The 25221-nt window shown below is 62.2% G+C and carries 23 protein-coding genes and 1 tRNA gene; 9 read left to right on the forward strand and 15 right to left on the reverse strand.

Features of this window, described 5'->3' with window-relative positions:
- Position 1: 1 nt before the first annotated feature.
- The 3 genes from JQ575_RS34520 to JQ575_RS34530 all read left to right on the forward strand — a co-directional run bounded on the left by JQ575_RS34520 (position 2) and on the right by JQ575_RS34530 (position 3105).
- Positions 2 to 1477 carry an amidase gene (locus tag JQ575_RS34520; RefSeq protein ID WP_212037686.1) on the forward strand — a complete coding sequence of 492 codons (1476 nt, stop codon included), beginning with the start codon at positions 2 to 4 and terminating at the stop codon, positions 1475 to 1477.
- Positions 1478 to 1519: 42 nt separating this feature from the next.
- Positions 1520 to 2434, forward strand: coding sequence for a PaaI family thioesterase (locus tag JQ575_RS34525; protein ID WP_212037687.1), 915 nt, complete (start codon positions 1520 to 1522; stop codon positions 2432 to 2434).
- 188 nt (positions 2435 to 2622) lie between these two features.
- The gene (locus JQ575_RS34530) at positions 2623 to 3105 is read left to right on the forward strand and encodes a dCMP deaminase family protein (RefSeq protein WP_283813386.1); all 483 of its coding nucleotides are present in this window, start codon (positions 2623 to 2625) and stop codon (positions 3103 to 3105) included.
- A 20-nt stretch (positions 3106 to 3125) separates the two neighbouring features.
- On the opposite strand, the gene JQ575_RS34535 is transcribed toward JQ575_RS34530, so the two are convergent.
- Positions 3126 to 4346, reverse strand: coding sequence for an NAD(P)/FAD-dependent oxidoreductase (locus JQ575_RS34535; protein ID WP_212037689.1), 1221 nt, complete (start codon positions 4344 to 4346; stop codon positions 3126 to 3128).
- Between the two features lie 164 nt (positions 4347 to 4510).
- Here JQ575_RS34535 and JQ575_RS34540 point away from each other — a divergent pair, with 164 nt between their 5' ends.
- The gene (locus tag JQ575_RS34540; RefSeq protein WP_212037690.1) at positions 4511 to 5482 is read left to right on the forward strand and encodes an AraC family transcriptional regulator; all 972 of its coding nucleotides are present in this window, start codon (positions 4511 to 4513) and stop codon (positions 5480 to 5482) included.
- Between the two features lie 43 nt (positions 5483 to 5525).
- On the opposite strand, the gene JQ575_RS34545 is transcribed toward JQ575_RS34540, so the two are convergent.
- Positions 5526 to 6302: a potassium channel family protein gene (locus JQ575_RS34545; RefSeq protein WP_212037691.1), complete on the reverse strand. Its 777-nt coding sequence runs from the start codon at positions 6300 to 6302 to the stop codon at positions 5526 to 5528.
- 63 nt (positions 6303 to 6365) lie between these two features.
- Positions 6366 to 7646 (reverse strand): MFS transporter, encoded by a 1281-nt coding sequence (locus tag JQ575_RS34550; protein ID WP_212037692.1) that lies wholly within the window; start codon positions 7644 to 7646, stop codon positions 6366 to 6368.
- Positions 7647 to 7982: 336 nt separating this feature from the next.
- Between JQ575_RS34550 and JQ575_RS34555 the strand changes: the two genes are divergently transcribed.
- Positions 7983 to 8990, forward strand: a complete 1008-nt coding sequence (locus JQ575_RS34555; RefSeq protein ID WP_212037693.1) for a tripartite tricarboxylate transporter substrate binding protein — start codon at positions 7983 to 7985, stop codon at positions 8988 to 8990.
- Positions 8991 to 10062: 1072 nt separating this feature from the next.
- Positions 10063 to 10500, forward strand: a complete 438-nt coding sequence (locus JQ575_RS34560) for a hypothetical protein (protein ID WP_212037694.1) — start codon at positions 10063 to 10065, stop codon at positions 10498 to 10500.
- A 406-nt stretch (positions 10501 to 10906) separates the two neighbouring features.
- Here the strand turns inward: JQ575_RS34560 and JQ575_RS34565 are convergent, their stop codons facing one another.
- Complete coding sequence (locus JQ575_RS34565; protein WP_212037695.1) at positions 10907 to 11746, reverse strand: serine protease; 840 nt, start codon at positions 11744 to 11746, stop codon at positions 10907 to 10909.
- Between the two features lie 56 nt (positions 11747 to 11802).
- Positions 11803 to 12798 (reverse strand): MBL fold metallo-hydrolase, encoded by a 996-nt coding sequence (locus JQ575_RS34570; protein WP_212037696.1) that lies wholly within the window; start codon positions 12796 to 12798, stop codon positions 11803 to 11805.
- Between the two features lie 263 nt (positions 12799 to 13061).
- Here JQ575_RS34570 and JQ575_RS34575 point away from each other — a divergent pair, with 263 nt between their 5' ends.
- Positions 13062 to 13232, forward strand: a complete 171-nt coding sequence (locus JQ575_RS34575; protein WP_212037697.1) for a hypothetical protein — start codon at positions 13062 to 13064, stop codon at positions 13230 to 13232.
- Between the two features lie 98 nt (positions 13233 to 13330).
- On the opposite strand, the gene JQ575_RS34580 is transcribed toward JQ575_RS34575, so the two are convergent.
- Positions 13331 to 14407: a tartrate dehydrogenase gene (locus JQ575_RS34580; RefSeq protein WP_212037698.1), complete on the reverse strand. Its 1077-nt coding sequence runs from the start codon at positions 14405 to 14407 to the stop codon at positions 13331 to 13333.
- Between the two features lie 59 nt (positions 14408 to 14466).
- On the reverse strand, positions 14467 to 15456 hold the full coding sequence (locus JQ575_RS34585; protein WP_212037699.1) for a tripartite tricarboxylate transporter substrate-binding protein: 990 nt from the start codon (positions 15454 to 15456) through the stop codon (positions 14467 to 14469).
- 138 nt (positions 15457 to 15594) lie between these two features.
- On the opposite strand from JQ575_RS34585, the gene JQ575_RS34590 reads away from it, so the two are divergent.
- Both JQ575_RS34590 and JQ575_RS34595 read left to right on the forward strand, forming a co-directional pair.
- Positions 15595 to 16500 (forward strand): LysR family transcriptional regulator, encoded by a 906-nt coding sequence (locus JQ575_RS34590; RefSeq protein WP_212037700.1) that lies wholly within the window; start codon positions 15595 to 15597, stop codon positions 16498 to 16500.
- A gap of 113 nt (positions 16501 to 16613) precedes the next feature.
- Positions 16614 to 16790 (forward strand): hypothetical protein, encoded by a 177-nt coding sequence (locus tag JQ575_RS34595; RefSeq protein WP_212037701.1) that lies wholly within the window; start codon positions 16614 to 16616, stop codon positions 16788 to 16790.
- A gap of 154 nt (positions 16791 to 16944) precedes the next feature.
- Here the strand turns inward: JQ575_RS34595 and JQ575_RS34600 are convergent, their stop codons facing one another.
- The 8 genes from JQ575_RS34600 to JQ575_RS34635 form a co-directional block, all read right to left on the reverse strand.
- Positions 16945 to 17364, reverse strand: coding sequence for an META domain-containing protein (locus JQ575_RS34600; protein WP_212037702.1), 420 nt, complete (start codon positions 17362 to 17364; stop codon positions 16945 to 16947).
- A 195-nt stretch (positions 17365 to 17559) separates the two neighbouring features.
- Positions 17560 to 17925, reverse strand: coding sequence for a hypothetical protein (locus JQ575_RS34605; RefSeq protein ID WP_409364850.1), 366 nt, complete (start codon positions 17923 to 17925; stop codon positions 17560 to 17562).
- A gap of 22 nt (positions 17926 to 17947) precedes the next feature.
- Entirely contained in the window at positions 17948 to 21082 is a 3135-nt protein-coding gene (locus JQ575_RS34610) for an efflux RND transporter permease subunit (protein ID WP_212037703.1), read from the reverse strand.
- A gap of 12 nt (positions 21083 to 21094) precedes the next feature.
- Positions 21095 to 22780, reverse strand: coding sequence for an efflux RND transporter periplasmic adaptor subunit (locus JQ575_RS34615; RefSeq protein WP_212037704.1), 1686 nt, complete (start codon positions 22778 to 22780; stop codon positions 21095 to 21097).
- Positions 22781 to 22854: 74 nt separating this feature from the next.
- Positions 22855 to 23358: a hypothetical protein gene (locus JQ575_RS34620; RefSeq protein WP_212037705.1), complete on the reverse strand. Its 504-nt coding sequence runs from the start codon at positions 23356 to 23358 to the stop codon at positions 22855 to 22857.
- 231 nt (positions 23359 to 23589) lie between these two features.
- Positions 23590 to 23952, reverse strand: coding sequence for a hypothetical protein (locus JQ575_RS34625; protein ID WP_312016074.1), 363 nt, complete (start codon positions 23950 to 23952; stop codon positions 23590 to 23592).
- Positions 23953 to 24000: 48 nt separating this feature from the next.
- Complete coding sequence (locus JQ575_RS34630; protein ID WP_212037707.1) at positions 24001 to 24216, reverse strand: hypothetical protein; 216 nt, start codon at positions 24214 to 24216, stop codon at positions 24001 to 24003.
- Between the two features lie 606 nt (positions 24217 to 24822).
- Positions 24823 to 24899 (reverse strand) — tRNA-His (locus JQ575_RS34635).
- Between the last annotated feature and the right edge of the window lie 322 nt (positions 24900 to 25221).

Consider the following 25221-nt stretch of genomic DNA (forward strand, 5'->3'; position numbering starts at 1 on the left):
CATGACTTTGCCGATGAACTGGAACGAATGGGCGCAGCACGATGGCGTGGCGCTGGCCGAGCGCGTGCGGAAGGGCGAACTGACGGCACAGGAATTGGCAAGCCAGGCAGCCGCGGCCATCGCAAAAGTCGATCCGGCGCTGTCTGCGGTGGTCGAATTGTTTGAAGACGCGATCGACGATCCCGCCAAGGCCGGCGCCGATCTTGCGGGGCCGTTTGCCGGCCTGCCGTTCCTGATGAAGGATCTCGGCCCGACCATGCAGGGGCGATTGCAGGAAATGGGTTCGCTGCTGATGCGCGGCAATCGCGCCACGTCAGATACGTTCCTGACATCGAAGATGCGCCAGGCCGGGCTCAATTTGATCGGACGGACCACGACGCCGGAGTTCGGCGTTTGCAGTTCGGCTGATAATCCCGCCGTCTACGTCACGCGCAACCCCTGGAATACCGACTACACCACCTGCGGATCGTCGGCCGGCAGCGCCGCGATGGTTGGGGCGGGCGCGGTGCCGATCGCGCATGCCACCGACGGCGGCGGTTCAATCCGCATTCCGGCCGGCGTCAACGGCAACATCGGTCTGAAGGTTTCACGCGGCGTGTTCTCGCTGGCGCCGCACCTTTCGGATCTGTCGGGGCTGGTGTCGATCCAGGGCTGCCAGTCGCGCACGGTGCGCGATACCGCCGCCTTCGTCGACGCCTGCCGCGGTCCCGCGCCCGGCGAATTGATGCCGTTCTGGACCGCGCCGGAGCCCTATCAGGACATGATCAAGCGCGATCCGGGAAAGCTGAAAATCGCGCTCTCGCACCAATGGGGCGACTACCAGGCGACACCGCAGATCGCATCCGAGCTGAAAAAAGCCGGACAGTTCCTCGAAGGCCTCGGCCATCACGTCGATTACGCGTTGCCTGCGGTTGACTACCGCGCCGCCTTTGAAGCCCAGACCACCTGCTACATCAGCAATTTTGCGGTTGTCATCAGCAACATGCTCGCCGCGCGCGGGCTCGAAAAGCCGCCGGCGGATCTCATCGAACCGGTCAACATCCGGATCTGGGAAGCCGGCCGGCACACGACCTTCGCCGAGCGGGCGCGCATGCAGGCGGTCTTCAACACGACCTCGCGCGGCTTCGGCGCGTTCTTCGAGGATTGGGACATCATCCTGACGCCGATCACCGCGCTGCCGACGCCAAAGGTCGGCACCACGGAATATCTGACCATCTCCGACAATCCGTCGGTGCTGGACTGGTTCGGCAATCTGTGGCGCAATTTTGCGTTCACGCCGCTGGCCAATCTGTGCGGGATTCCCGCAATCTCGCTGCCGATGGCGCAGCATGAGCATGGCCTGCCGCTCGGCATTCAGGCCCAGGCCAGGCAGGCCAATGACGGGCTGCTGCTGCAGCTGGCGGCGCAGATCGAGCGCGCCCTCGGCGGCCAGTGGAACTCGGGACGGAAGCCCGGCGTGCACGCGACGAACGGCTGAGCCGTCTTTGGCTCATCCATCAATATGGGCTAGAACGACCGTATGTCCGAAGCATCAAAAGTCGACACGCCGCTGCCGTTTGAAGAACTGGCCGACGCCATCAAGAGCCATCGCTCCGTCTATGGGCACATCAGCGGGCTTCAGCTCGACCGCGCCGCCCCTGGCGAAGCCTGGTCGAGCCTGCCCTACCGCCCGGTCTTCGTCGGCGACACCGGGACTGGCGTACTTCACGGCGGCGTTGTCACCGCGATGCTCGACGAGAGCTGCGGCATGGCGGTCCAGCTCGCGCTCGACGGCACGCGCGCGATCGCAACCCTCGACCTGCGCATCGACTATTTGAAGCCGGCAACGCCCGGCCTCGACATAAGGGCGCATGCGATCTGCTACCGCGTCACCCGCTCGATCGCCTTCGTGCGCGCAACGGCCTATCAGGAGACCGAGGACGATCCGGTCGCCACCGCAACGGCCTGCTTCATGGTCGGCGCCAACCGCACCAACATGCTCAAGGGCCGCTCGAGGGAGGATCTCGCGCTGCCGACGCTTGAAGCGCCGGACGATCCGGCCGGCCCGTTCGCCCAAAGCCCGTTCGCGCGCGCCCTCGGCATCCGCGTCAGTGAGGACGGCACGCTGGTGATGCCGTTCTCACAGAAGATCATCGGCAACCCGATCCTGCCCGCGATCCATGGCGGCATGACCGGCGCCTTTCTCGAAACCACCGCCATCGTCGGCGTGACGCGCGAACTCGGCGTGTCGCTGCCGAAGCCGATCGGGCTGACGATCAACTATCTGCGCTCCGGCCGCGCGCTGGACAGCTACGCCAACGTCTCGATCGTCAAGCAGGGCCGGCGCGTCGTCGCCTTCGAGGCGCAGGCCTGGCAGGACGACCGGAGCAAACCGATCGCCTCGGCGTTCGGGCATTTCATGCTGAGGCAGGCGCCCGGCGCGGACGAGGAATAGGCGTATCCGGGCGTTAAGCTTACGATCCAAGCAGTCATCGACAAGCGGCTACCGCCGGGCTTAAATCTGTCAGGTGCTGACCGCGGCCACACGGCATTAACGGGATGTTGATGCTCTCGCTGTTGTCTCGCCATGGTTGATGGTGGAACATTGGCGCATAGAGCGCACTGATTTTTGAGGGAACGGTATTGCTGGATCCAAAATGGGATGAGCGATTTATGCTCCTGGCGCATCATCTGGCGACCTGGAGTATCGAGAAAGGGCGGCGCGTTGGCGCCGTGATCGTCGGGCCGGATCACGAAATCCGCTCGACCGGCTTCAACGGGCTGCCGCGCGGCGTTCGCGATGACCTCGAGGAGCGCCATTCCCGCATCACCGGCGCCAAATATATCTGGAGCTGCCACGCCGAACAGAATGCGATCTTCAATGCGGCCCGCATTGGCGTCGCGCTCAAGGGCTGCACCATCTACGTTCCCTGGTTTCCCTGCGTGGAGTGCACCAAGGCCATCATCCAATGCGGCATCACGGCGCTCGTCGCCTACGCACCCGACCGGCCGAACTCGAACTGGGCCGAGGATTTCTCCATCTCCGGCCAGATGCTGAACGAAGCCAACATCGAGGTTCGGCTGATTCCCCGGCTCGCCGAACTACCTGATGCGACCGAAGAGTGAATCGCAACAGGCAAAGCACGCTAAGCCGTAGCCCTTGAAACCGCTGCGGCGAAGATCGCGTCGACATTGTCAGGTGCAAAAAATTCGGTCGGCGATATCGTGCCGGCGTTCAGGCGGGCAAATCCGTCCATGGCCGCCTGGTTGCCGTGAACTGCCCCGAGCAGCTGTTGCAGCTCGGGTGGCGGAGGCTCCAGCGTTGCGAGTTCGCAGGTGAAGTCGTACATCGCCCCGACTTGCGCGTCCCGGGTGCGCTGATATTCACCCATGGCATCCTCGAATGGCCGCGCGCCCGAGAAGGACTGGTCGAGTGCGCTCGCGCAGAGTTCGGCGTCGCGGAACGCATCGAGAATGCCCTGCGCGGTAATGAAGTCCCTGTTGTAACCGGCGTCCCCCACGAGCGCCCAGCCAAGGCCATAGGGTTTGCGGAAATAGTTCGGCACCGCCGCGCCGGCAAACGGCGCTTCGCGCTTCGCGCCGCGCAGGCGCCGGGCAAAGGCCGGCGCCAGTTCGATGGTCTTCAGGTAGCTTCCCTCGATGTCCTGCTTGTTTTTTGCAAACTCCGCGTAAGGCCATCCGGCGATCACCAGCGTCAGATCGTCGTGGGTCGGCACTGCCGCGAACGCGCGCAAATCGCGGCTATAGATCTCAAGCCGGCCGTCCATAGGCAGCCCGCTCCAATAAGTGTAGTAACCCGCCAGCAAAGGCGGCTTCTCGCGGTATTGCGTGGGGTGAACCGCCTCACTCACCATCGAATGCCGGCCGTCGGCCCCGACGATGATCGCGGCGTGCTCCGTGATGGACCCGCCCTGCCTGGATCGCCCCTTGATGCCGACTGCACGCCCGCCTTCGATAATGATCTCCTCGACCGTGAAACCCTGACGGATCTCCGCGCCGGATTCGGCCGCGGCATCGACCAGCAGCTCGTCGAGGATCGTCCGCCGCGGACAATAGGCGAGCGGATGCTGGTCGGTGCCCGGCGTGCCGGCAATCGTGAAGGGGCCGAAGTCGAAGGCATAGGTGTGGATCGGCGGGCATCCGGTCTCCACGAGACGGTCGAGCAGCCCCCATCGCGAGACGGCAGCCACCCCGAGGGGATGCAGAATATGCGTTGAGACGGTGTCGCTTGGGAACGATGCTCGGTCGACCGCCAGCACCCGATAGCCTTTGCGGGCCAGCAGCATCGCGGTTGGGGAACCGGCGCAGCGCGCACCCACGACAATCACATCGAATGCCTTGGCCATCGAAATCTCCCTCAGTGTGCGCGCGGGCCGTTTGCCGCATGGCTAACGGGCAGCGACGCTTACGTGCAGGAGTTCATGATTACAGAGCTTCAAATTCCAAACTTTGCCGGAAATCCGTGCTTCTTTGCTGCGGTGAAAGTTCCGCCGTCGGCCGGAGCAAGCAAATGGATGCCTTATCGGAAGCCCTTGCGTCGGTGCGTATGACCGGCGCGATCTTCTATCATGCGGAGTGCACCGCGCCGTGGGGGTTCAGCGTGCCGCATTTGCAGGACGTCGCCCACGTGCTTGCCCCCGGGACGGAGCGACTGGTCAGCTATCATCTGGTCACCGACGGGAATGCCGTCGTGCGCTTCCCGGGCGCTGAAGACATCGGCATCACCGCAGGCGACATCCTGATTATCCCCCACGGCGATGCCCACACGGTTTCGAACGGCTCGCCATCAACCCTGATCGACAGCGGCGTCTCGCTCGCCGAATTCCTGGCGGGCGATCAGACCACGATGCAATTGGGCGGCGGCGGCGAGATGACCCGATTTGTCTGCGGATATTTCGGCTGCGAGCGGCATGCAGACCGGCTTTTCCTTGCCGGCCTGCCGCTGATGATCAAGATCAATCTTCGCGGCGACCCGGCCGGCGAATGGCTGGAGAGTTCGGTTCGTCACCTGGTGTCCCAGGCCGGGTCGGCACGGCCGGGACAATCGGTGCTCCTCTCCAAGATGGCAGAGGCGCTCTTCATCGAGACCATTCGCCGCTACATGGAGGCATTGCCGCCGGAGCAGACCGGCTGGCTTGCGGGCGCGCGCGATGCGGTCGTCGGCGGCGCGCTGGCGCTTCTGCACCGCAAGCCCCGGCATCACTGGACGCTGGACGAACTTGCCGCCGAGGTCGCGACCTCGCGCTCGGTTCTCACCGAGAGGTTTTCCCGCTTCCTCGGCGAACCGCCACTGACGTACCTCGCGCGCTGGCGATTGCAGCTGGCTGCAAGGATGCTGCAGACGTCGCGGGACGCGGTGCTTCAGGTGGCGTCGGAGGTCGGGTATGATTCAGAATCGGCCTTCAATCGCGCATTCAAGCGCGAATTCGGCGTTCCACCGGGGCAATTCCGGCGGTCGGTCTCCCGATCGCATCAACCGTGATGGTACAATAAACGAATCCATAATAACTCCCGCACGGCGCGGGCTACGTCGCCCCTTCGTCGGGAATGTTCAGCACCACACCGCACGCCTTGCAGTGCACGGCATCGCTGTCATGGCGCTGCAGGCCGCAGGACGGGCAGGGAAAACGTACCTTGCTCGGAGACAGCAGCGCGCGAGCGAGATTGAAGAACAGCGTCACGCCGAAGATCATGATCACGACCGTAATCATGCGGCCGAGCGTTCCGCGCAGGGTGATATCGCCAAAGCCGGTCGTCGTCAGCGCCGTGACGGTGAAATACAGCGCGTCGGCGTAGTTCGTGATCTGGTCGTTGCGAAACTTCTGGGTCTCGTAGACGATCGCGGTCATCACGAAAATGAATACCGCAAGATTGGTGACGGCAAAGATCACTTCCTCGTTGCGCCGGAAGAACGTGCTGTCGCCGCGCAACCGGGTCAGCATCTGAACCTCGCGCAGCAGCCGCAATGTACGCAGGATGCGCAGAAAGCCGCCCGCTTCTCCCGCCAGCGGAGCCAGGAACGAGGCGATCGCGATCAGGTCGGTCCAGGTCGAAATGCGGGTAAAGGCGCGCAGCGGACGCCGGTTGATGAACAGGCGCGCGGCGAAATCGGCCAGGATCACCACGCCGAACAGGACGTCGATCGTTTCGACGATCTCGTTTGGCGGCAGGAACGACGTCACGACGATGAACAGCACCGTGACGATGTCGAACGCCAGCAGCGCGTAGCGAAAACGGACGCCGGTTGGCGTGTCGCCTTCGTAAAGCTCGCGAATGCTTTTTTTGAGTGAGCCGAGGGTCATGGCCGCATGTTCACAGGTTTGCCCGCATCATTGCAAGCTATGAACGGCGCCACGCCGCTAACATCACGCCGCCGCCCGGGCGCGCATTTCGTCGCTGGGCCTGACGTCCTGCGAGCGGCTGTAGATCGCAACGGCCGTGATCAGCACCACGGTGAGCACGCCGAACAGCGCGCGGTAGGCGGTCTCGGAGCGGGCGCCATCGGCGAGCGGCTCGAACCCGCCGACGATGATGCCCGACAATGTCTGCATGCAGGCGACGCCCAGCATCACGGCGGTGTTGATGGTCGCAATGCCGCGCCCGATCAGCCGGTCCGGGAAGATGCCGCGGCCGTGCGTCATCACCATGGTGCTGGAGGCACTGAAGAAACCGATGGCGACGATGGCGCCGACGGGCACCCAGACTGGCGGGCGGGAAGCGAGCGCCAGCGTCGCAAGCATGGATATGGTCACCATGGTGCCGCCGATGGCGATCCATTTGCGCGTGTCGAGCACGCGGTCCAGGGGGCCGAAGGCGACGATGCCGAGCTGGTAGGTGATCACGGCTGCCAGCAGCACGTTGCCGGCCTCGATCGGGCTCATGCCATGCACTTCGCGCAGGAACGAGCCGCCCCACAGGCCCTGCACGGTGAAGGTGCAGGCATAGTTGCAGAAATTCATCGCCAGGATCGGCCTCAGGCGCGGGTTGCCCAGCACCTCGATCAGGCCTTGCAGCATCTGGCGTGGCGGCTCCGGGGTGCGGTCGAGAAAGGGGTGGCCGGGCGGCGCGTCGCGCACCACCAGCCACACGGCGATGGTAGCGAGTGCGATGAAGACGACGACCGCGCCGAACACGGTGCGCCAGCCGACGGCCTCCGAGGCCCATGCCAGCGGCGTGGTGGCGAAGAGATTACCGAGCAGTCCGATCGACAGCACCATGGCGGTGAGCGTGGAGAAGCGATCCGGTGGAAACCAGCGCGAGATCACCACCATGCTGCCGATCAGCATGACGCCGAAGCCGGCGCCCATCAGGATGCGGCCGGTAAGCAGAACCGGCCAGCTCGGCGCCAGCGTGAAGATCGCAGCGCCCGTGGTGGCGAGGATCAGCATGCTAGCCACGGTGCGCCGCGGGCCGAAATGGTCGAACAGAAGGCCGCAGGGGATCTGCATCGCGGCGAAGCCGAAAAAGAACGCGCCGGTCAGCGCGCCCAAGGCTTCCGGTCCGATGGCGAGGTCGCGCATCAGGTCGAGGCCGATGGTGACGTTGGCGGCGCGGAAAAAATGACTGGCGACATAGGCCGTGGCCAAGGTCGCGACGATGATCAGGCCCCGGCGGTGGGCAAAAGGGCGCCGCAACGCGGAGCTCATCGACTGGGGGGTATCCCTCTTGTTGTTTGTTGCCTGGCAGGCGTTTCCAATGACCGAGCCTATGCGGCCTTGGCGGGCAGTTCAAGGTTGGGGCTGATGGCTGAGCGGGCGTCTCTGCTGCAGCGCATTATTCCAATAGGGTTGTCATTCCGGGGCGATGCGCAGCATCGAACCCGGAATCCATCGAGCAACGGTCGACGCCGTTGAATGGATTCCGGGCTCACGCTTCGCGCGCCCCGGAATGACGGAAGATCTGCCGATGGGCGCGCCGGGCTTGCGGTGAAACAAGGCCACCCATAAGAACGTGGATCGACATCGCTGGGGGGAGGCAATCGGGTGGTTAAGCTCTCACATCGTCGCAACATCATGAATGCCGTGATCACCTTTGCATCTGCCATCGCCTTCGCAGGCCCGCTGGCGGCAAGCGCGGCCGTGCATGCCGCCGAGTTTCCATCGCGCAGCATCACGCTCATTGTCCCCTACCCGGCCGGCGGCGGCGTCGACGCCATGGCGCGCGTGGTGGCGCAAAAACTGTCCGATGCGTTCCGCCAGACCGTGACCGTCGACAACCGCGGCGGCGGCGGCGGAACCATCGGCACCCGCGCCGTGGCGCGCGCCGCGCCTGATGGCTACACGCTGCTGCTGGGCCACACCGGGACGCTGTCGATCAACCCCAGCCTCTACACCAAGCTCGGCATGGATCCGCGCAAGGATTTTGCGCCGATCGGCCTCGTCGCATCGATGCCGGTCGCCCTGCTCGCGCATCCGTCGTTCTCAGCCAAGACGGTTGCTGAAACGATCGCGCTTGCGAAAAAGGAGCCGGGCAAACTCAATATCGGGACGTCGCCGGTCGGCACCGGCGGCTACATGTGCGCGGAACTGTTCAAGGCCGAATCCGGTATCGAGGCCGCTATCATTCCCTACAAGGGCACGGCGCCGGTGATGAACGACCTGCTCGGCGGCCATGTGCCGGTCGCGTTCGGCGTGCTGCCGCCGGCGCTCGGCAATATCGCGGCCGGACAGCTCCGCGCCATCGCCGTCACCAGCAAGCAGCGCTTCTCGCTGCTGCCTGACGTGCCGACATTCGACGAGTCCGGGATGCCCGGCTTCGAAGCCGTGCTGCATTACGGGCTGCTGGCGCCATCAGGCACGCCGCCCGACATCGTCGAACTCCTCAGCGCCGAGCTGCGCAAACTTGTCAGCGATCCGGAGGTGCAGAAACGCATCCGCCTCGAAGGCGGCGATCCCCTGGCCTCGACGCCGGCCGAATATGCCGACGATATCGACAAGGAAGAGAAGAAGTGGAGCAAGCTCGTGCACCAGCTCGGGCTGAAGGTGGAATAGCGTGGAGGACGTCTCCCTTGCCGACCGACGTGATCGGCCGGCCCTCCTCCTCCTCGACCCATCCCGTAGAAGGCGCTGCTTGTTGCTGGGGCCGTAGGTCGGAGCCTTTATGCTCAAGTATTTATTCTTCAGCGTTTTGAAATGACAGTTTGCACCGGTCTGCGTTTGGACCGTGTGCATCGTGCAGGACAATTTGCAGTAGCTGGCTCAGCACGTATTATTACGAGCGCCCTGCGGGGCGCTTGTTCACGTCCGGCCCAGGTTAGTAACTTATAGCAGTATGAGACCTAGACAACCTGTGCAATTAATTGCAGCGGAAGCGTTGGCCTAGTTCTGTACCGCGCGTCGATTCACGGATTGCACTTGAGGACCATCGGTGCAAACTCATTCCCAGAAATGGCAAAGATAGCCCGAATCGAGGGTCCGGGTCAGAGGAGTCGGAAGTTCTAATCCTTTGAGTCGGAGTGGTGCGGTACAACAATTAGCATGACTATTGCATTGCGTGCCCTGAACAAGAGATGGCAGTGTGAAGTGGACGCAGATACTCAAGCCGGTGGAAAGTCAAAGAGAATCAACGCTCTTGAGGGGCGGAATGCAGGTTCCGCCCCTTGTCGGAAGCCAGAGAAATGGCGACTTTAGGTGGTATAGTTCGGACTTGTTGAAACAGTACCAAGTGTTAACGCGTTTCAAGTTAAGCCTGTGGTTCAAGGCTTACTTTTAACGTCGATTTTAACCATCCGTGCTTAAGGTGGTTTGCAGCTAACCTTCTTATGAGGTCAGGAAAATGGCGAAGGCAAAACTACCCGTGAGGGTAGACGATGTTGCTCGGCCTGAATCTGAGCCAACTCGTGAAAGAGAGCGTGATTCAGACTTGGTCGAGGTTATTAAGCGGGCCAAAGCGCTTAGAGAAAGCTATGGGCCGCTGTTGGGGGCTTGGTTGTTAGATCGTGCCGTGAGGGCCGCGACGGGTCGTCGATCCTTTCTGTGGAAGGGGTTGGCTTTGGTTGGGACTGTGGTCGGGGGACTGGCGCTGAAGTACGGACTCCCACCGATTGGGTGAGGTGATGAAGTCATGGATAGTGAATTGGAAGCTGAAGTCTATAAGGCGATCGGGCGTTTTATTTTCTGGTTCTCGAAACTCGAAGGCTATTTGAAGGCTCACATAGTCGGGCTTCTCGATTTGGAGCGCGACATCTTCGACGCGGTCGTGAGCCCGTACGACTTTTCAACGATGTGTAAGGTTCTCGAAAAACTCATGCTCGCAAAGAAACTAGCCGAGCCAAACGCGCTCTCGAAGTATTTCAGCAAGTGCAGGAGCATAAATGACCAGCGCGTGAGAGTTGCACACGGTGATTGGACTCTTACGGGAGCACGCCATGTTGCACGGGGAAAACTTGAAGCGGAGATTTACTTCGCAACCCCGGAAGATCTGAACAAGCACGCAGCGACTTGTCAGGAATTGATCCGAGAGTTCATTCGACTCGTTAACCGGAGCGACAAAGGCCCCTAAATGAGGCTCTCATTTCATTCACACTTAATGGATCGAGCTGTCTTGGACGATGTGGGAGTCAGAGCTGAAAAGGCTCTTCGCGGGGTTGGCTTGTCCTCTGGAAGCCCATCTTCGCAACGCCCACAATGAGCGCGGGGGGACGGCGGAAAGCCGACGATATCGATCGGGAGGAAAAGAAGTGGAGCAAGCTCGGTCTGAAGGTGGAATAGCCCTATTCCGTTCCGATTGAATCGGAACGGGACGCAAGATTCTCCACCTTCTAGCAGCGCCGCGGAGATCATCTTGTTGGTCGGCGAGCGCGGCGGTAACGGATGGTCCGCATTGCGGTGATGAAGGCGTTGACGCATGCCGACCCGGAGCCCGCGCTAGCTCCTAGGCGCAAACGAGAGAAACGCTACCCAATTATTCAAGGGTAAGGTGATTTCGCTGGCAACAGATCCAGCGCTTCCTTGATAAAAACAGCTGGGATGACGACTCCCAAGGAAAGATCCTTATCCTTAAAAATATTCGAACTCACTTGAGCTGTGATGAGGCCGGCCAAGAACTGGAGCGTCTCACCCAGCTGAACTTTGCCGCCATAAATTCGATTGCGATCTGCAAAATACACAGGCCCGCCGCTGTTGCCCGGAAAGATTCGGAAATCGAACAGCCAGTTCTTACTGTCTTTCGAGGGCACTAACGGGTGGGACGCAATCTTACCGCTCCGAAGGATGGGGTAACCGTAGGGGCCTGTTGCGAAGAGTGGGTAGCCAAGACAAATCAGCTCGTCCCCAGGATGGATCTCATATTTTTTGAGGGTTTCATCGGTCACGAGCAATCCGATGGGTAACAACTTTGCGGTGAACTCGCTCGGCATTTGGGTGTACATCACTGCTACATCGACTGATGGATGCTTGATATACAGCGGAGTGCCTTTCTCTCGAATTTTCTTTTCATAGTTCTGCTCGTTGATCGTGCCGTCCGCACTCTTCCAGCGGAACGAGATCGTCGCCACGTCACCGGAAATATCATCGAGAACATGCGCAGCCGTTACTAGGACGAACGAGGCCTTCTCGTTATCTATTGGCTTGCCGAGAATGAATACCGTCCCGCCCGATAATTCTCCGGCCTTTTTCGCGCTCGGCCCAAGTATCCGAAACGTGGCCTCCATCAATTCGGTGTTTATCTCAAAGCGTTCCGGTTCGGCATTCGCATCCGTCGAAGCTAAAGACATGATGAATAATACTACCTTGAAAAAATGGCGCATTGGTCGGTTCCGGTTTGCACGACGGCCGCCAGTCGAGTGCGTCGTTGAGATAGGTATCAAATATTCGGATTCCACATCACCGGAATCTCCCGGTAGCCGCTGCCGACTTTCTCGACATGCGCCAGCGACGGGAACGGATAGTGGAACCCCTGCACCCGCATCCTGTCGGCCGCCAGCATGTCGTAAACCTTGCGGCGGCTCGCTTCCGCCATCGCCGGGTCCTGATCGTAAAAGACGTGCCAGTCGGGATGCCGGACGAACAGGAACGGGACGTGGGTGACATCGGATTGCACGTAGACGGACTCCGGGCCTGACGCGATCACGAACGAGCTATGGCCGGGCGAGTGCCCGGGCGTACCCTGCGCGGTGACGCCGGGAATCACTTCCTTGCCTCCCTCATAGGTTCTCACACGCTTCAGAGCCTCCGGTGTGAAGACCCGCCGCGCATTCTTGAAGACGCCCTCGATACGGCCTTTGGGAGCACGACTCATCTCGCCGTCGTCCATCCAATACTGGTGCTCCCTGGCCGGCACGAGGATCTCGGCGTTCGGATAGGTCAGTGAATTGTCGTCCATCAGGAGGCCGTTCATGTGGTCGCCGTGATAGTGCGAGATGATCACGACATCGACGGCGTTGCGGTCGATGCCCGCGGCCGCGAGGTTGGTCACGAACTGGCCGGCGGTGCCGTTGCTCTTCTTGTAATTGCTCTCGCCGGTGCCGGTATCGATGATCGCCAGCTTCGATCCGGTGTTGATGGCGATCGGGTTGTACGGCGTGGTCATCATGTCCTTTTCCATGAAGACCTCGGCGAGCGCGGCGTTCACCACATCCTTCTTGATGTTGGTGACGTGATCCTCCGCCATCTTGAAGCGGTTGACGCCGTCGGTGGCCACCGTAACCTCGATGCTGCCGATCTTGTAGCGGTACCAGCCGGCGGTCTGCTTGCCCGCTGGCGGCGTCGCGGCGCGGGCGGGCTGACTGAACGGCAGGCTCGTGGCGGCTGCCGCGCCTGCGGCAGCCGACAACAGATCGCGGCGTGTGAAAGCGGTCATAGGCGTCTCCCCTCAACCAATCGTCCCGGGATTTGGCTCCCGAATTGGCGTGAATACTCCTGATTATTGGGGCCTTCCGCAAGCTGAAGCCAGACCGAAATCTTCGAAGCCGGCCGGTGCGGGAGTTACCCGGCCCCGCATTTCCTCGCCCGCCCCCGCCTGTCACCTGGGGAACAGCGCGCCGGCGCGGCAGCAGGCATTGTCCTCCTCACCGGACAGCGGACGCGATGGTCGCGCCGCCCGGAGCAAAGGGAGATACTGCGATGAACATCAGGATCAGGAATGCCGGTACCCTCGACACGCGCGCACTTGCCGACCACGAACTCGAAGCCGTCACCGGCGGCAAGGCCACCTACTACCAAATGGGCGGCCATTGGTACATTGTCGGCCACAACAAGTACGGCCAGTCCACCGGTGTGACTCGGGTTACCTGATGGACTCTGCCGGAACTGCAAAGCAAACCGGCAATGCAAAGGGCGGCCGCAAGGTCGCCCTTTCTTCGTTTCGGATCGCTGCGACGGATCGCGCGATCTCAGTCGTTGGCGCCGTGGATGGAGGCGACGACCGCGGCCGTGACCTCGTCGGTCCTGGCCTTGCCGCCGAGGTCCGGCGTGTGAAAGCGGGGATCGGCGGTGACGCGCTCGATCGCCTGCATCAACCGCGTCGCGGCTGCCGGCTCGCCGAGGTGTTCCAGCATCATCACCGATGACCAGAACGTCCCGACGGGATTGGCGATGCCTTTGCCGATGATGTCGAAGGCCGAGCCATGGATAGGCTCGAACATCGAGGGATAGGTCCGCTCCGGATTGAGGTTCGCGGTCGGCGCAATGCCGAGCGAGCCGGCGAGCGCGGCCGCAAGGTCCGACAGCACGTCGGCGTGCAAATTGGTGGCCACCACGGTATCGATGGTCTCCGGCTTCATGACCATGCGCATGGTCATCGCATCGACCAGCATCTTGTCCCAGGTCACGTCCTTGAACTCGGCCGCGATCTCGGTGGCGATCTCGTCCCACATCACCATGGCATGGCGCTGGGCGTTGGATTTGGTCACGACGGTGAGCAGCTTGCGCGGCCGCGACTGCGCGAGCTTGAAGGCGAAGCGCATGATGCGCTCGACGCCGGGACGGGTCAGGATCGAGACGTCGGTTGCGACTTCGAGCGGCAAGCCCTTGTGGACGCGGCCACCGACGCCGGCATATTCGCCTTCCGAGTTTTCGCGGACGATCACCCAGTCGAGCTCCTTGCCGTGGACGTTGCGCAGCGGGCTGGTGATGCCGGGCAGAATCCGCGTCGGCCGGACGTTGGCGTATTGATCGAACGGCTGGCAGATCGCGAGCCGCAGGCCCCACAGCGTGATGTGGTCAGGCACGTCAGGCGCGCCGGCCGAGCCGAACAGGATCGCGTCGTGATTCCTGATCTGGTCGCGGCCATCCTCCGGCATCATGATGCCGTGCTTCTTGTAGTATTCAGACCCCCAGTCGAAATGATCTACCTTGAATTTGAAATTGCCGTCGCGCTGGGCCAGCGCGTGCAGCACCTCGACACCTGCGGCAACGACTTCGGTGCCGATCCCGTCGCCCGGGATGGCGGCTATGGCGTACGTCTTCATCGAATGGTCTCCGGATTGCGAATGTCGTTTTGAATGATGAGCTGCGTGGGACGGAAGTCTCAATTTCCCTTGGCGCCTGCGGCCTTGATCACGGCGCCCCAGCGCGGCACTTCGGCCGTCAGATGCGCCTTGAGTGCCGCCGGCGTCGCCAGCTCCGCCGCGACCGGCTCGGTGCCAAGATTGGCAAACCGCTCGATCACCTTGGGGTCTTTCAGCGCGGCCTGAAGGGCTGCCACGAGCTTGTCGGTGGCCTCTTTGGGCAATCCCTTCGGGGCCCACAAGGCGTGCCAGGCCGAGGCCTCGAAACCCTTGACGGCGCCGCTATCGAGCGTCGGCAGGTCGGGCAATGACGAGACCTTGGCTTTGGTCGTGACCGCAAAGCCCTTGATCTTGCCTTCCTTGATCTGGTTGGTGGTGTTGGTGGTCTGGTCGCACATCACGTCGAACTGGCCGCTGAGCAGGTCGTTCATGGCCGGCCCGGTGCCGCGATAGGGAATCCCGTTCATCTGCACGCCGAGCTCCTTCATCAGCATCAGCATGCAAAGATGCGAGGCGGAACCGATGCCGGCATGTCCGTAGACGGCCTTTTCGCCGCTCGCGCGAATCCACGCCACGTACTCGGTCACATTATTGGCAGCGAGTGTCGGCTTCGACACCAGGGTCATCGGCACGTCGGTGATGCGGCCGAGGTGGTCGAAATCGTCGACGACATCATATTTGAGGGAGTCGTAGAGCGCGGGCGCGGTGGCGTGCGCGATGTGCCAGATCGCGAGCGTGTAGCCGTCGGCGGCCGACTTCGACACGCGCGCCATGCCGAGCGTGCCACCGGCGCCGCCGACATTTTCGACCAGGATGGTCTGGCCGAGGCCTCGGCCCATCGATTCCGCGATGAGGCGGGCCACGGTGTCGGTCGGCCCTCCGGCCGCCGCCGGAACGATGATGGTGATCGGTTTTGTCGGAAAGGCGGTCTGCGCGAATGCGGTGGGTGACGCCCATAGCGACGCGGCCGCGATGGCGCCGGAAAGGATCGTGCGACGATTGAACCGCATTGGGTCGCTCCCTGAAGAATTCGTTGATTGGCTGGTTTCAGCGCTTGCCGACAAGGTACGGCCAAGTGTCACGCGCCTTCAATCGGCATACGATTATACAAATATTTGATATAATCTGCCTCGGGGGGAGGACGAAATATGGAATTGCACCAGCTTCGCTGCTTCGTGGCGGCGGCCGAGGAACTGCATTTTGGGCGTGCGGCGCAGCGGCTGGAAATGCTGCCCTCCGCGCTCGGGCGCTATATCCGGCTGCTCGAAGACGATCTCGGCACCAGGCTGATGACGCGAACGACGCGCAGCGTGACGCTGACCGATGATGGCGTCGTCCTGCTCAAGGAGGCCCGCGCCTTGCTGGCGCAGGCGGACAATCTGGCGGTCAAATTCCAGGCGCGGGGCCGCAGGCAGGGCGCGATCATCCGCGTCGGCGCGATCGACAGCGCAGCGGCGGGGCTGCTGCCGATGCTGCTTTCCGATTTTCGCGAACAGAGGCCGGATGTCACGGTGAAACTGACGGAAGACAAGACGATCCGGCTGTTGCCGGCGCTGATCTCCGGCCGACTCGACATCGCCCTGGTGCGCCCGCCGGAAAAGCCCGACAATCGGCTGGAATTTCTGTTTCTCCTGCACGAGACGGCCGTCGTCGCGGTGCCGGATCATCATCGCCTCGCGTCGAGAAAACGGGTGAGTGTCGCCGATCTTGCCGAACAGCCGCTGATCGTCCCCGAGCGCCGGTCGCGCCCGCATAGCCACGATCTGACCATGAAACTGTTTGCGGAAGCCGGGCTGCAGGCGCGCATCATTCAGATTGCCAATGAAAAGCAGACCATCGTGAATCTCGTCGCGGCCGAAATTGGCGTTGCCATCGTGCCACGATGGACATCGCGAATGGCGGCGCGTGGCGTTCGGTTTGTTCCGCTGGCCGCGTCCGACATGAACCGCTTGCCGCTCGCAGCCGCCTGGACCCGCGGCACGCGCGATTCCATCAGGGACGAAATGCTCGGCATCCTCAAAGCGTCCCTCAAACGCTATGCACGGGAGGCCTGAAGCCAGGACGATCACGAGGCGAGCGTGATCTGGATCACAAACAGCGGAGTCGGAGAAAGACAAAATCCCCTTCGTCGCAGCATCGTGCGGCGCCTAACCAAGGGAAGACAGCCATGACCGATTTCACTCCCGTCAAAACCGAAGCATTGACATCAGATGAACTCGACCGCGTTGCGGGTGGCATCATCATCGTGGGCGGATTGCAGCGCCAGTTTACCTCCAGGCTGGACTGGGTCGCGCTCAATCCGCAGCCGCTGCCGCCGAAGGTTTTCTTTTCATTCCGCTGGTAACAGCCGCGGCAACCGACACAAATTTCCCGTCATCCTGAGGTGCGCGCTCTTGCGCGCCTCGAAGGATGAATACGGCCCGTGGCCCATCCTTCGAGGCTCGCTCCGCTCGCACCTCAGGATGACGTACGCCGAATCAAGCAAAGGTCATCTTGCTTTAGTTCGTGTTGAGCCGGAACCGCAGCGTTCTGGTGCCGATGAAGGAGATCGCATCGCCCTGCCGCTTCCAGGTCGCGGCATCGGTCAATGCGGCAATCAGTTCATCGTCGGCCTGGGCGCGATTGGCCGGACAGTTGCGGTTCTCCATCGCGCCGGCGACGAAGATCACGGTGTTGCCCGCCACTGAAAACTGGCCCTTGCCGCCCTTGCACCAGAGTTCGAGCACCACTTCGCCGCGGTCGCCGATTTCCAGATTGGGTATCCGCTTGGAGCCGGGCTGCGGCGGGACATCCATGGTCATTTCCATTCCGAACGGAAAGCCATTGTCGGCCTGGGCCTGAGCCGCGTTGGGGACGGCGGAAACCAGCAGCACCGAGGCAACGCCTGCGAGCTTCACCATGCGCGCGAATGAAATCATGCAACCTCTCTCGAAAAATCCTCAACCCGATATCGCGCCGTTCTATTGAACAAGTATGTCATTGGCTAGAGCCGTCCGGTTCGGAGCGGTCTTCTGTCCTGCGTCAGTTGAGGCGCAAAATGCCGCACTGACAAGAAAATCCCCGCAGGCTGCGCCGCAGGGATTTGGTTGACCGGGTCTTGCTAGGCGATGCGATCAGTCGAATTTTGCCTGCGCCGTCTTGCCATCAGGCCCGGTCAGCTGGACGACACCTTTTGGCTGAACCGGCAATGCGACGCTGGCGGTGCCGGAAAGCAGCGCGCTCCCGGCAGGCTGCAGCAGGATTCGCTGGGATTTGCCGTCGACAACGAGGATGGCAATCGCCTTGAAGCCGGTTGCCGGAATCGATTTCTGGTTCTCGTCGCTGACGAAGAGTTCGAGCTTGTCGGATTTCGCAACCAGTTCGACGTGATACGAACCGGCATGCGCGACCCACCCGCCATTCGTTCCCTTCTCGTCGTGCGCCGAGGCGCCAGTCGACCAGGCCAGCACGGCCGCAACCATCAAAAATTTCGCATTCACCGTCATTCTCCGGATGTTGATGTCAAAAAGCTTCGGCGGCTGAATTTGCCGGGGCCGTTCCCGCCTTGCCCTCGGTACCTCGCCGCAGCCGCTCCAGCGGAGCTTCGCCATAGCGGAGGAAGAGAACCGGCGTCAGCAGCGTGTCGAGCAGGGTCGCGCTGAGGAGGCCGCCGAAAATCGTCACCGCCACCGGATGCAGGATCTCCTTGCCGGGATTTGCCGCATCGATCAGCAGCGGCACCAGCGCCACGCCGGCCGCCATCGCCGTCATCAAGACCGGCGTCAGCCGCTCGACGCTGCCGCGAACCACGAGGTCGTGGCCGAACGGCATTCCTTCCTTCAGCGCCAGGTTGATGTAGTGGCTGATTTTCAGGATGCCGTTGCGAACCGCAATGCCGGTCAGCGTGACAAATCCGACCATCGACGCAACCGAGAGCGTCTGGCCCGCCAGCCAAAGCGCCGCGACCGATCCGATCAGCGCCAGCGGGACGTTGCCCATGATGATGAAGGCGAGCACGGTCGAGCGGTAGCGGCTGTAGAGAATGGCAAACACCAGCAACAGCGACAGCAGCGAGAGGACGCCGATGGTCCGGCTTGCTTCCTCCTGGGCCTGGAACGTTCCCTCCAAACGAACGTAAAAGCCCTCGGGAAGCCTGGTCGACGCGGTCACCTTGCGGATCGCCGCGATGATGTCGGTCATGTCGGCCGTCCCGTCGGCGTTCGCCAGCACCACCACACGGCGGCGGCCGTTCTCGCGCAGGATCTGGTTGGGGCCTTCGGTTTCCTTGACGTCGGCGATCTGCCGCGCGGGAATCCAGCCGGCCGGCGTTTCGATCAAGAGGTCGCCCAGGGTTTGCGTGGTGCGAAGCCGGTCCGGCAGCCGCATCGTGACGTCAAACCGGCGATAGCCGTCCACCACCCGCGAAATGACGCGGCCGTTCGAGAGCCGGCTGAGCTGCTGGATCACGGCGGCCGGCTGCACGCCATACAGCGCGGCACGGCCATAGTCGACGCGGATTTCCAGCTGCGGAATCAGCACCTGCTTTTCGACCTGCAGGTCGGTGAGACCCGGAATCTCAGAAAGCTTGCCGCGCAACATGTCGGCGGTCGCGCGCAGGCTGTTCAGATCGTCGCCGAACACTTTCAGCGCAATTTCGGCCCGAACGCCCGAAAGCAGATGGTCGAGCCGGTGCGAAATCGGCTGGCCGACGTTGATCGCAGCGGGAAGCACGGCGAGCCGGGCCCTTATGTCAGCGACGATTTCGGTCTTGGGCCGTTTCGATGGCTTGAGATTGACCTCGAGGTCCGACGAATGGACGCCTTCGGCATGCTCGTCGAGCTCCGCCCGCCCGGTTCGCCGGCCAACGGTCTTGACCTCGGGCACCTCAAGGATGAGGCGCTCGGCAATCAACCCGACGCGGTGGGATTCGGCGAGCGAAATTCCCGGATTGAAGAGCATGTTGATCGTGAAGGTGCCCTCGTTGAAGGGCGGCAGGAATGCGCGCGGAAGATAGAATGCGGAAGCCGCCGCGATCACGACCGCCGCGAGTGCGGCGGCCATCAGGGTGCGTTGATGGTGGAAAACCCGTTCGAGCAAGGCCGCATTGGCGCGCTTGAGCATCGCGACCAGCGCGCTGTCGCCATGATCGAGGCGCTTGAGATGCGGAAGCATGTGATACGCCATGACAGGCGTCAGGGTGATGGAGACCGCAAGGCTGGCGAGAATCGAGATGATGTAGGCCTGACCAAGCGGCGCAAACAGCCGGCCTTCTATACCCGACAGCGCAAACAGCGGCACGAACACCAGAACGATGATGGCGGTCGCATAGACGATGCCGGAGCGGACTTCCTGCGATGCCGATACGACGACATCGAATGCCGGGCGGGGATGCTCCAAAGCGCGATTTTCGCGCAAGCGCCGGAAGATGTTTTCGACATCGACGACGGCGTCATCGACCAGCTCGCCGATGGCGATGGCAATGCCGCCAAGGGTCATGGTGTTGATCGACAGGCCGGCAAAATAGAACACGACCGCGGTCGTCAGGATCGACACCGGGATCGCAGCCAGCGAGATCACCGTGGTCCGCCAGTTCATCAGGAACAGGAACAGCACGATGGCGACGACCGCGCCGGCCTCGAGCAGGACACGCTGGACATTGCCGATCGAGGTTTCGATGAAATTGGCCTGGCGGAAGATGATCTGGTCGGCCTTCATGCCCGTTGGCAGCGAGGCCGTGATTTCCTTCAGGGCCTGTTCGATCTCGCGCGTGAGCCTGATGGTGTCGACGTTGGGCTGCTTCTCGACCGAGACCACGACGGCGGGCTTGCCCATATAGCCGGCGTCACCGCGCTTGACCTTGGGGGCGAACTCGACGGTGGCGACCTGCTTGAGATAGACCGGCCCGCCATTGACCTGCGCCACCACCACGTTGCGAAGGTCGTCCAGATTGGTGGTCCGTCCGATGTTGCGGATCAGATATTCGCGGGCATGCTGATCGGTAAATCCACCGCCGGTATTGACGCCGAACTGATTGAGGGCGAGCTCGACCTGCTCGTAGGTGACGCCGAGGCTGCGCAGCGCCGGCGGATTGGGTGCGATCCGGTATTGCCGGACCTCGCCCCCCATCGGAATCACCTGCGCGACACCGGGGATCGTGAGCAGCCGCGGCCGCACCACGAAGTCGGCGGTCTCGCGAACCTCCATCGCCGAAGCGCGGTCGCTGGTCACCGCGACCAGCAGCACCTGCCCCATGATGGAGTTGATCGGTCCCAATTGCGGAACGGTATTTGGCGGCAACTGGGTCCGGATCAGATTGAGGCGCTCGCCGATCTGCTGCCGGTTACGATAGATATCGGTACCCCAGTCGAATTCGACATAGACGATCGAAAGGCCGATTCCGGAAACCGAGCGGACCCGCGTCACGCCGGGAACACCGTTCATCTGGGTTTCGATCGGAAAGCTGACGAGCTGTTCGACCTCGGGGGGCGCGAGCCCGTCCGACTCGGTCATGATGATGACCGTCGGCTTGTTCAGGTCGGGAAACACGTCGACCGGCAGCCGGCCGGCGCTGAAGATGCCGAGCAACACCAGGGCCAGCGCCGCCGCCATGACCAAGAGGCTGTTGCGCAGCGACTGTGTGACGAGAAAGCGAAACATCTGCCCTGCTCCTCAGCGCACTTGGTCGAGCAGTTCGGCGCCCTGCACGACAAGACGCTTGCCTCCGGCAAGGCCGGTGGCAATGAACACGCGGTCGCCGTCGAGTGGCTCCACCCGTACCGGACGCTGTTCGAAGCGCTCGGGCGCGACGTGCTCGTAAACCACCTCCTGGCCGTTGGCGTTGCGCACCAGACTGGCCCGCGGCACCGCAAGGCCGACCTTTTCCTCATTGCTGGTGGCCAGAACCGTGACGAACTGCCCGGCGCGAAGGCCGGAATGGTCGCCCTGAATCGCGAACTGGACCGGAATGGATTGGTTGCGGTCCGCAAAGCCGGAGCCCTGATAGACCAGCGTGAAGATGCGATCGGTCCCGAGATTGGCCGTCGCGCTGCGAACGCCCGCCAGCGGGTCGAAGCTGCGGGCTTCGACCCACAGACGGGTCGGATCGATGATGTGGAAGATCACGGCATTGGACTGGGCGATCTGTCCGGCTACCGGCGTGCCCTCGGCAATCACACCGTCGACCGGCGCCACCAGCGCTTCGGGCTCACGGCGCGCCCGGTCGAGCGAACCGCGGCGGTCTTTCAATCCCTGCAGCTCCGACCTTGTGTCTTCGAGCTGCGAGCGGGCAATGGCGCCGCTCGGCACCAGCGTTTCATAGCGGGCGAGCCGGCGCTCCACGATGGAAATTTGCTGGTCGAGTTCGCCCTGGCGCTGGCGCATATCCGACAGGTCGATGGCCTGCAGCGGCGGATCGACATAAGCAAGCACGTCGCCTTTCTTGACCGGCGTCCCCAGCCTCGGAAAACCGCCGGGCGGGGCTGAGAGGCGGCCGCCCACCGAAGCCTGCACGAAGCCGCTGGCGTTCGGATCGGGAATGATCCGGCCCGGCAGCTCGATGGCGCGCGGGTGCGCGCGGGATTCGGTCATCACGGTACGAAGGGCGAGAATGTGTTGCGTGCTCTTGGGTACGAACACGCCTCCGTCAGGCAGGCGCTGCGCGAGGTCGCGAGCCGACTGCATCGCTGCTGCCGGAGCTGTGTGATCATGGCCGTCATGGGAGCGCGATGGGTTGTTGTACAGGACGAACGCGCCGGCGACGAGGAGAACCATCGCCGCCGCTCTGCGACGCCGCCGGATCAGCGCCATGACGCCGATCCCGGCAGCAAGCCCGGCCAGGATGGCGATGAACAGCGCCGGGCCGTCATGATTGAAGTGATAGCCGACCTCTCCCGCGATGGCGGAGGTCGAGAACCACGAAGTCGGTCCGGCCTTGACCCCCGGAGCATCCGGAATCACTAGCCGGGCCGGCAACACATCGACATTGCCGTCTTTCGCGACCGTGAAGATCAGGTCGTAGGCGCCCGGCTTGCTGGACCAGGGCGCGTCGAGGCGATAGGGCTCGCCCGGCCTGGCTTCGGCCTTCTGCGGCCCGGCGGGCGTTTCGATTTCGATTTCGGCGCCATCCACCGGCTCGTTGGTTGCGAACCGGTCGAGATAGATGACGAGCACGCCTTCGCGCGCAATCGCAACCAGTTCATGCGCGTCCGAGTCGCTCTCGGCACGCGGCGCGAGACTGGCGCTCGGCGCCGGAACAGGCGCGCCATGATCGTGGCCTTCGTGCGCCAGCACCGGGCCTGCCGTGAGCAGGAATAACATAGCCGCCACGCACCGCGCGGCACGGAACAAAAAGGACATCTGAATAACTCACCTGAGAAGAAGCGTGTTCTCGCTCGCGCGGCCGGCACGTCGTGCAGCCGCGACATCGTTGCTCAGGTGAGCGCTCGGGGCGGTTTACGCAGGCTTGCGGGCTCTATGCCCGAAGCAAGCACGGCACCGGTAACGTCAAGACGGTGCGAATGAACCGCGGGAGGCAAACATTGCGAGGCAGCAACCAGAGCGGCCCCGCCGCAGCACCCCATGCCCGCCCCGCAACAACCGTCCACGCATCCGTCCGCATCGATCGGCGCTGCGCCCGGCGGTCGACCTGCGGTCAGGATAAGTTGGTGCGGGATAGATCCGATAGTCTCGGCAAGGGAGGCCTTGGTGAAGTCAGCCTCTGCAAAGACGTCCTTGGTGAACGCAGCCATGGTGAGGTGGTGCGCCACCGGCGCATGGGCGCCGTGAGGCACCGCATGATGATGAACGTGGACATGTCCCTGCAGGCGGTGGGCCTGGTCGGCATGGGCGCGAGCCAAGGCAGGCGCGAATTGAACGGCGATCAGGACGATCACCGCACAAATAAACTGCCAAAGCTTTGGGTTCGCGTTCATCATGCTCACAATATCACAGGGCTCTCGGCACTGCATAGGTCAGGTTAAAGATGGCTAACGCCTGCTGCGGGCCATTTGTCTTTCGGTCGTCTTGCATCTTTCTGTCGTCTTCAGGCCAGCAACGGTTCACGAGGCTTTGATGAACGGGGGCCGCTGGTCCAGACAGGGTGTATATTCACGCCCGAAACTGAATACTATTACGGTCCGCATCCGTTCAGGACGCGCCCCGCAACCTCAGTTGAATTTGGCTTGCACGGTTTTGCCGTCGGGCGAGGTCAGTTGCACCACCCCCTTCGGCTGCGCCGACAGCGCATCGCTGGCGGTTCCGGAAAGCCGCGCGCTTCCGGCAGGTTCCATCGCAATGCGCTGGGCTTTGCCATTCACGACAAAGATGCCAATGGCCTTGAATCCGGTTGCCGCGATCGGCTTCTGGTTCGCATCGCTGATGTAGAGATCGACCTTTTCGGATTTCGAAACCAGCTCGACATGATACGAGCCGGCATCCTCGACCCTGCCGCCATTCGTGCCCTGGTGATCGTGCGCCCAGGCGCTGGCGGACGAAGCCACGAGCGCAGCAACCATTAGAAACTTCTTCATTGTCATTCTCCAGATGTTCGGCTGCCGACAGGCGTCAGAGGTACGTGATCAGAGTGGATCAACAGCGATCCCGCCGAGGTGGTAAGCCGGCCGACGGCTGTCGGCCGGCTTGTTGTCGTTAGTGGTGGTGGTGACCGTGGTGGTGATGATGGCCGTGGTGATGGTGATGGCCATGGTGATGATGATGGCCATGCCAGCGCCAATGCCAGTGATGGCCATGATGGTGATGACCGTGATGGTGATGGCCGTGGTGATGATGACCATGATGGTGATGCCAGTGCCCCGCGCTGCTTGCGGAGACGCCGGCGACCAGGATGACGGTTGCAGCGACTGCAGAGAGGATTGCTTTACGAAACGACATGGTAGCTCCTTGGGTTGTGGTAGCAGGGGATCTGCTCCGTAGTTCGAACCCTATGATCGTTGCCGGCGGCTGAACGTGAGCTGAAACACGTTGGTGCACTCGCCTCTTCTTGAAGCGTGGAGCTGCAAGCGAATTCGCAAATCAAATCAGACACGAACTGCGCATTCATCTCGGCGTGCGCCACAATGACGCGCGTCGAAATTGCTTCGTCGTCGATCGTGTCGATGTGTCGAATCGTGTGCATGGCTGTTTGACGCGCGCGTCATTCACATCGTTCATGGAAAATTTCTGAACAGTTGTTCAGGTGTCCGCTCGGCGATGAAGGGAAAGACGATCGCCAGCACCATTGAAGGTCGCAACCAGCGCCGAGACATGGCGCAATTCCTTGCTGCTCACTTGCGCCGTCGGCCGCAGTGAAACTCGGTTTCGCCAAATCGTTTGGTTCGGCTCGATGGAGAACCAAACAAATGCGTGTTGTGATGGAAGCTGATTTGACCGCCTTGAAAGGCTGGTACAGTTGGGTGGGTTCGAACCACCGACCTCCTGTTCCACAGACAGGCGCTCTAACCAACTGAGCTACAACTGCATCCTGCGCGAAGCACTTGGGAAGGATTGCTTCGGCTATCCGTGATGACTACAGCAGGCATCATCGACTGAATGTGAGTTACGGCACACAACGGATCGGACGACGCGCAACAGCCGCGCCGACAACCTGCACATGATCCTTTGGCCGCGACAAAACGACCCGACGGGCAAATCAATTCCGGTTTTCAGAAATCGTGTCAAGACCCAGAATAAAAAATATTTCTGTTTACCAGAAGGAAAATCAGATGCATATGTTTGGCCATCCCGTCCCACTCAGAGGGCGTCGGCCGTCGTCACGGACGTTGGACGGGTTGCGGTGGACG

The organism is Bradyrhizobium sp. JYMT SZCCT0428, from assembly GCF_018131075.1.
Taxonomy (GTDB): domain Bacteria; phylum Pseudomonadota; class Alphaproteobacteria; order Rhizobiales; family Xanthobacteraceae; genus Bradyrhizobium.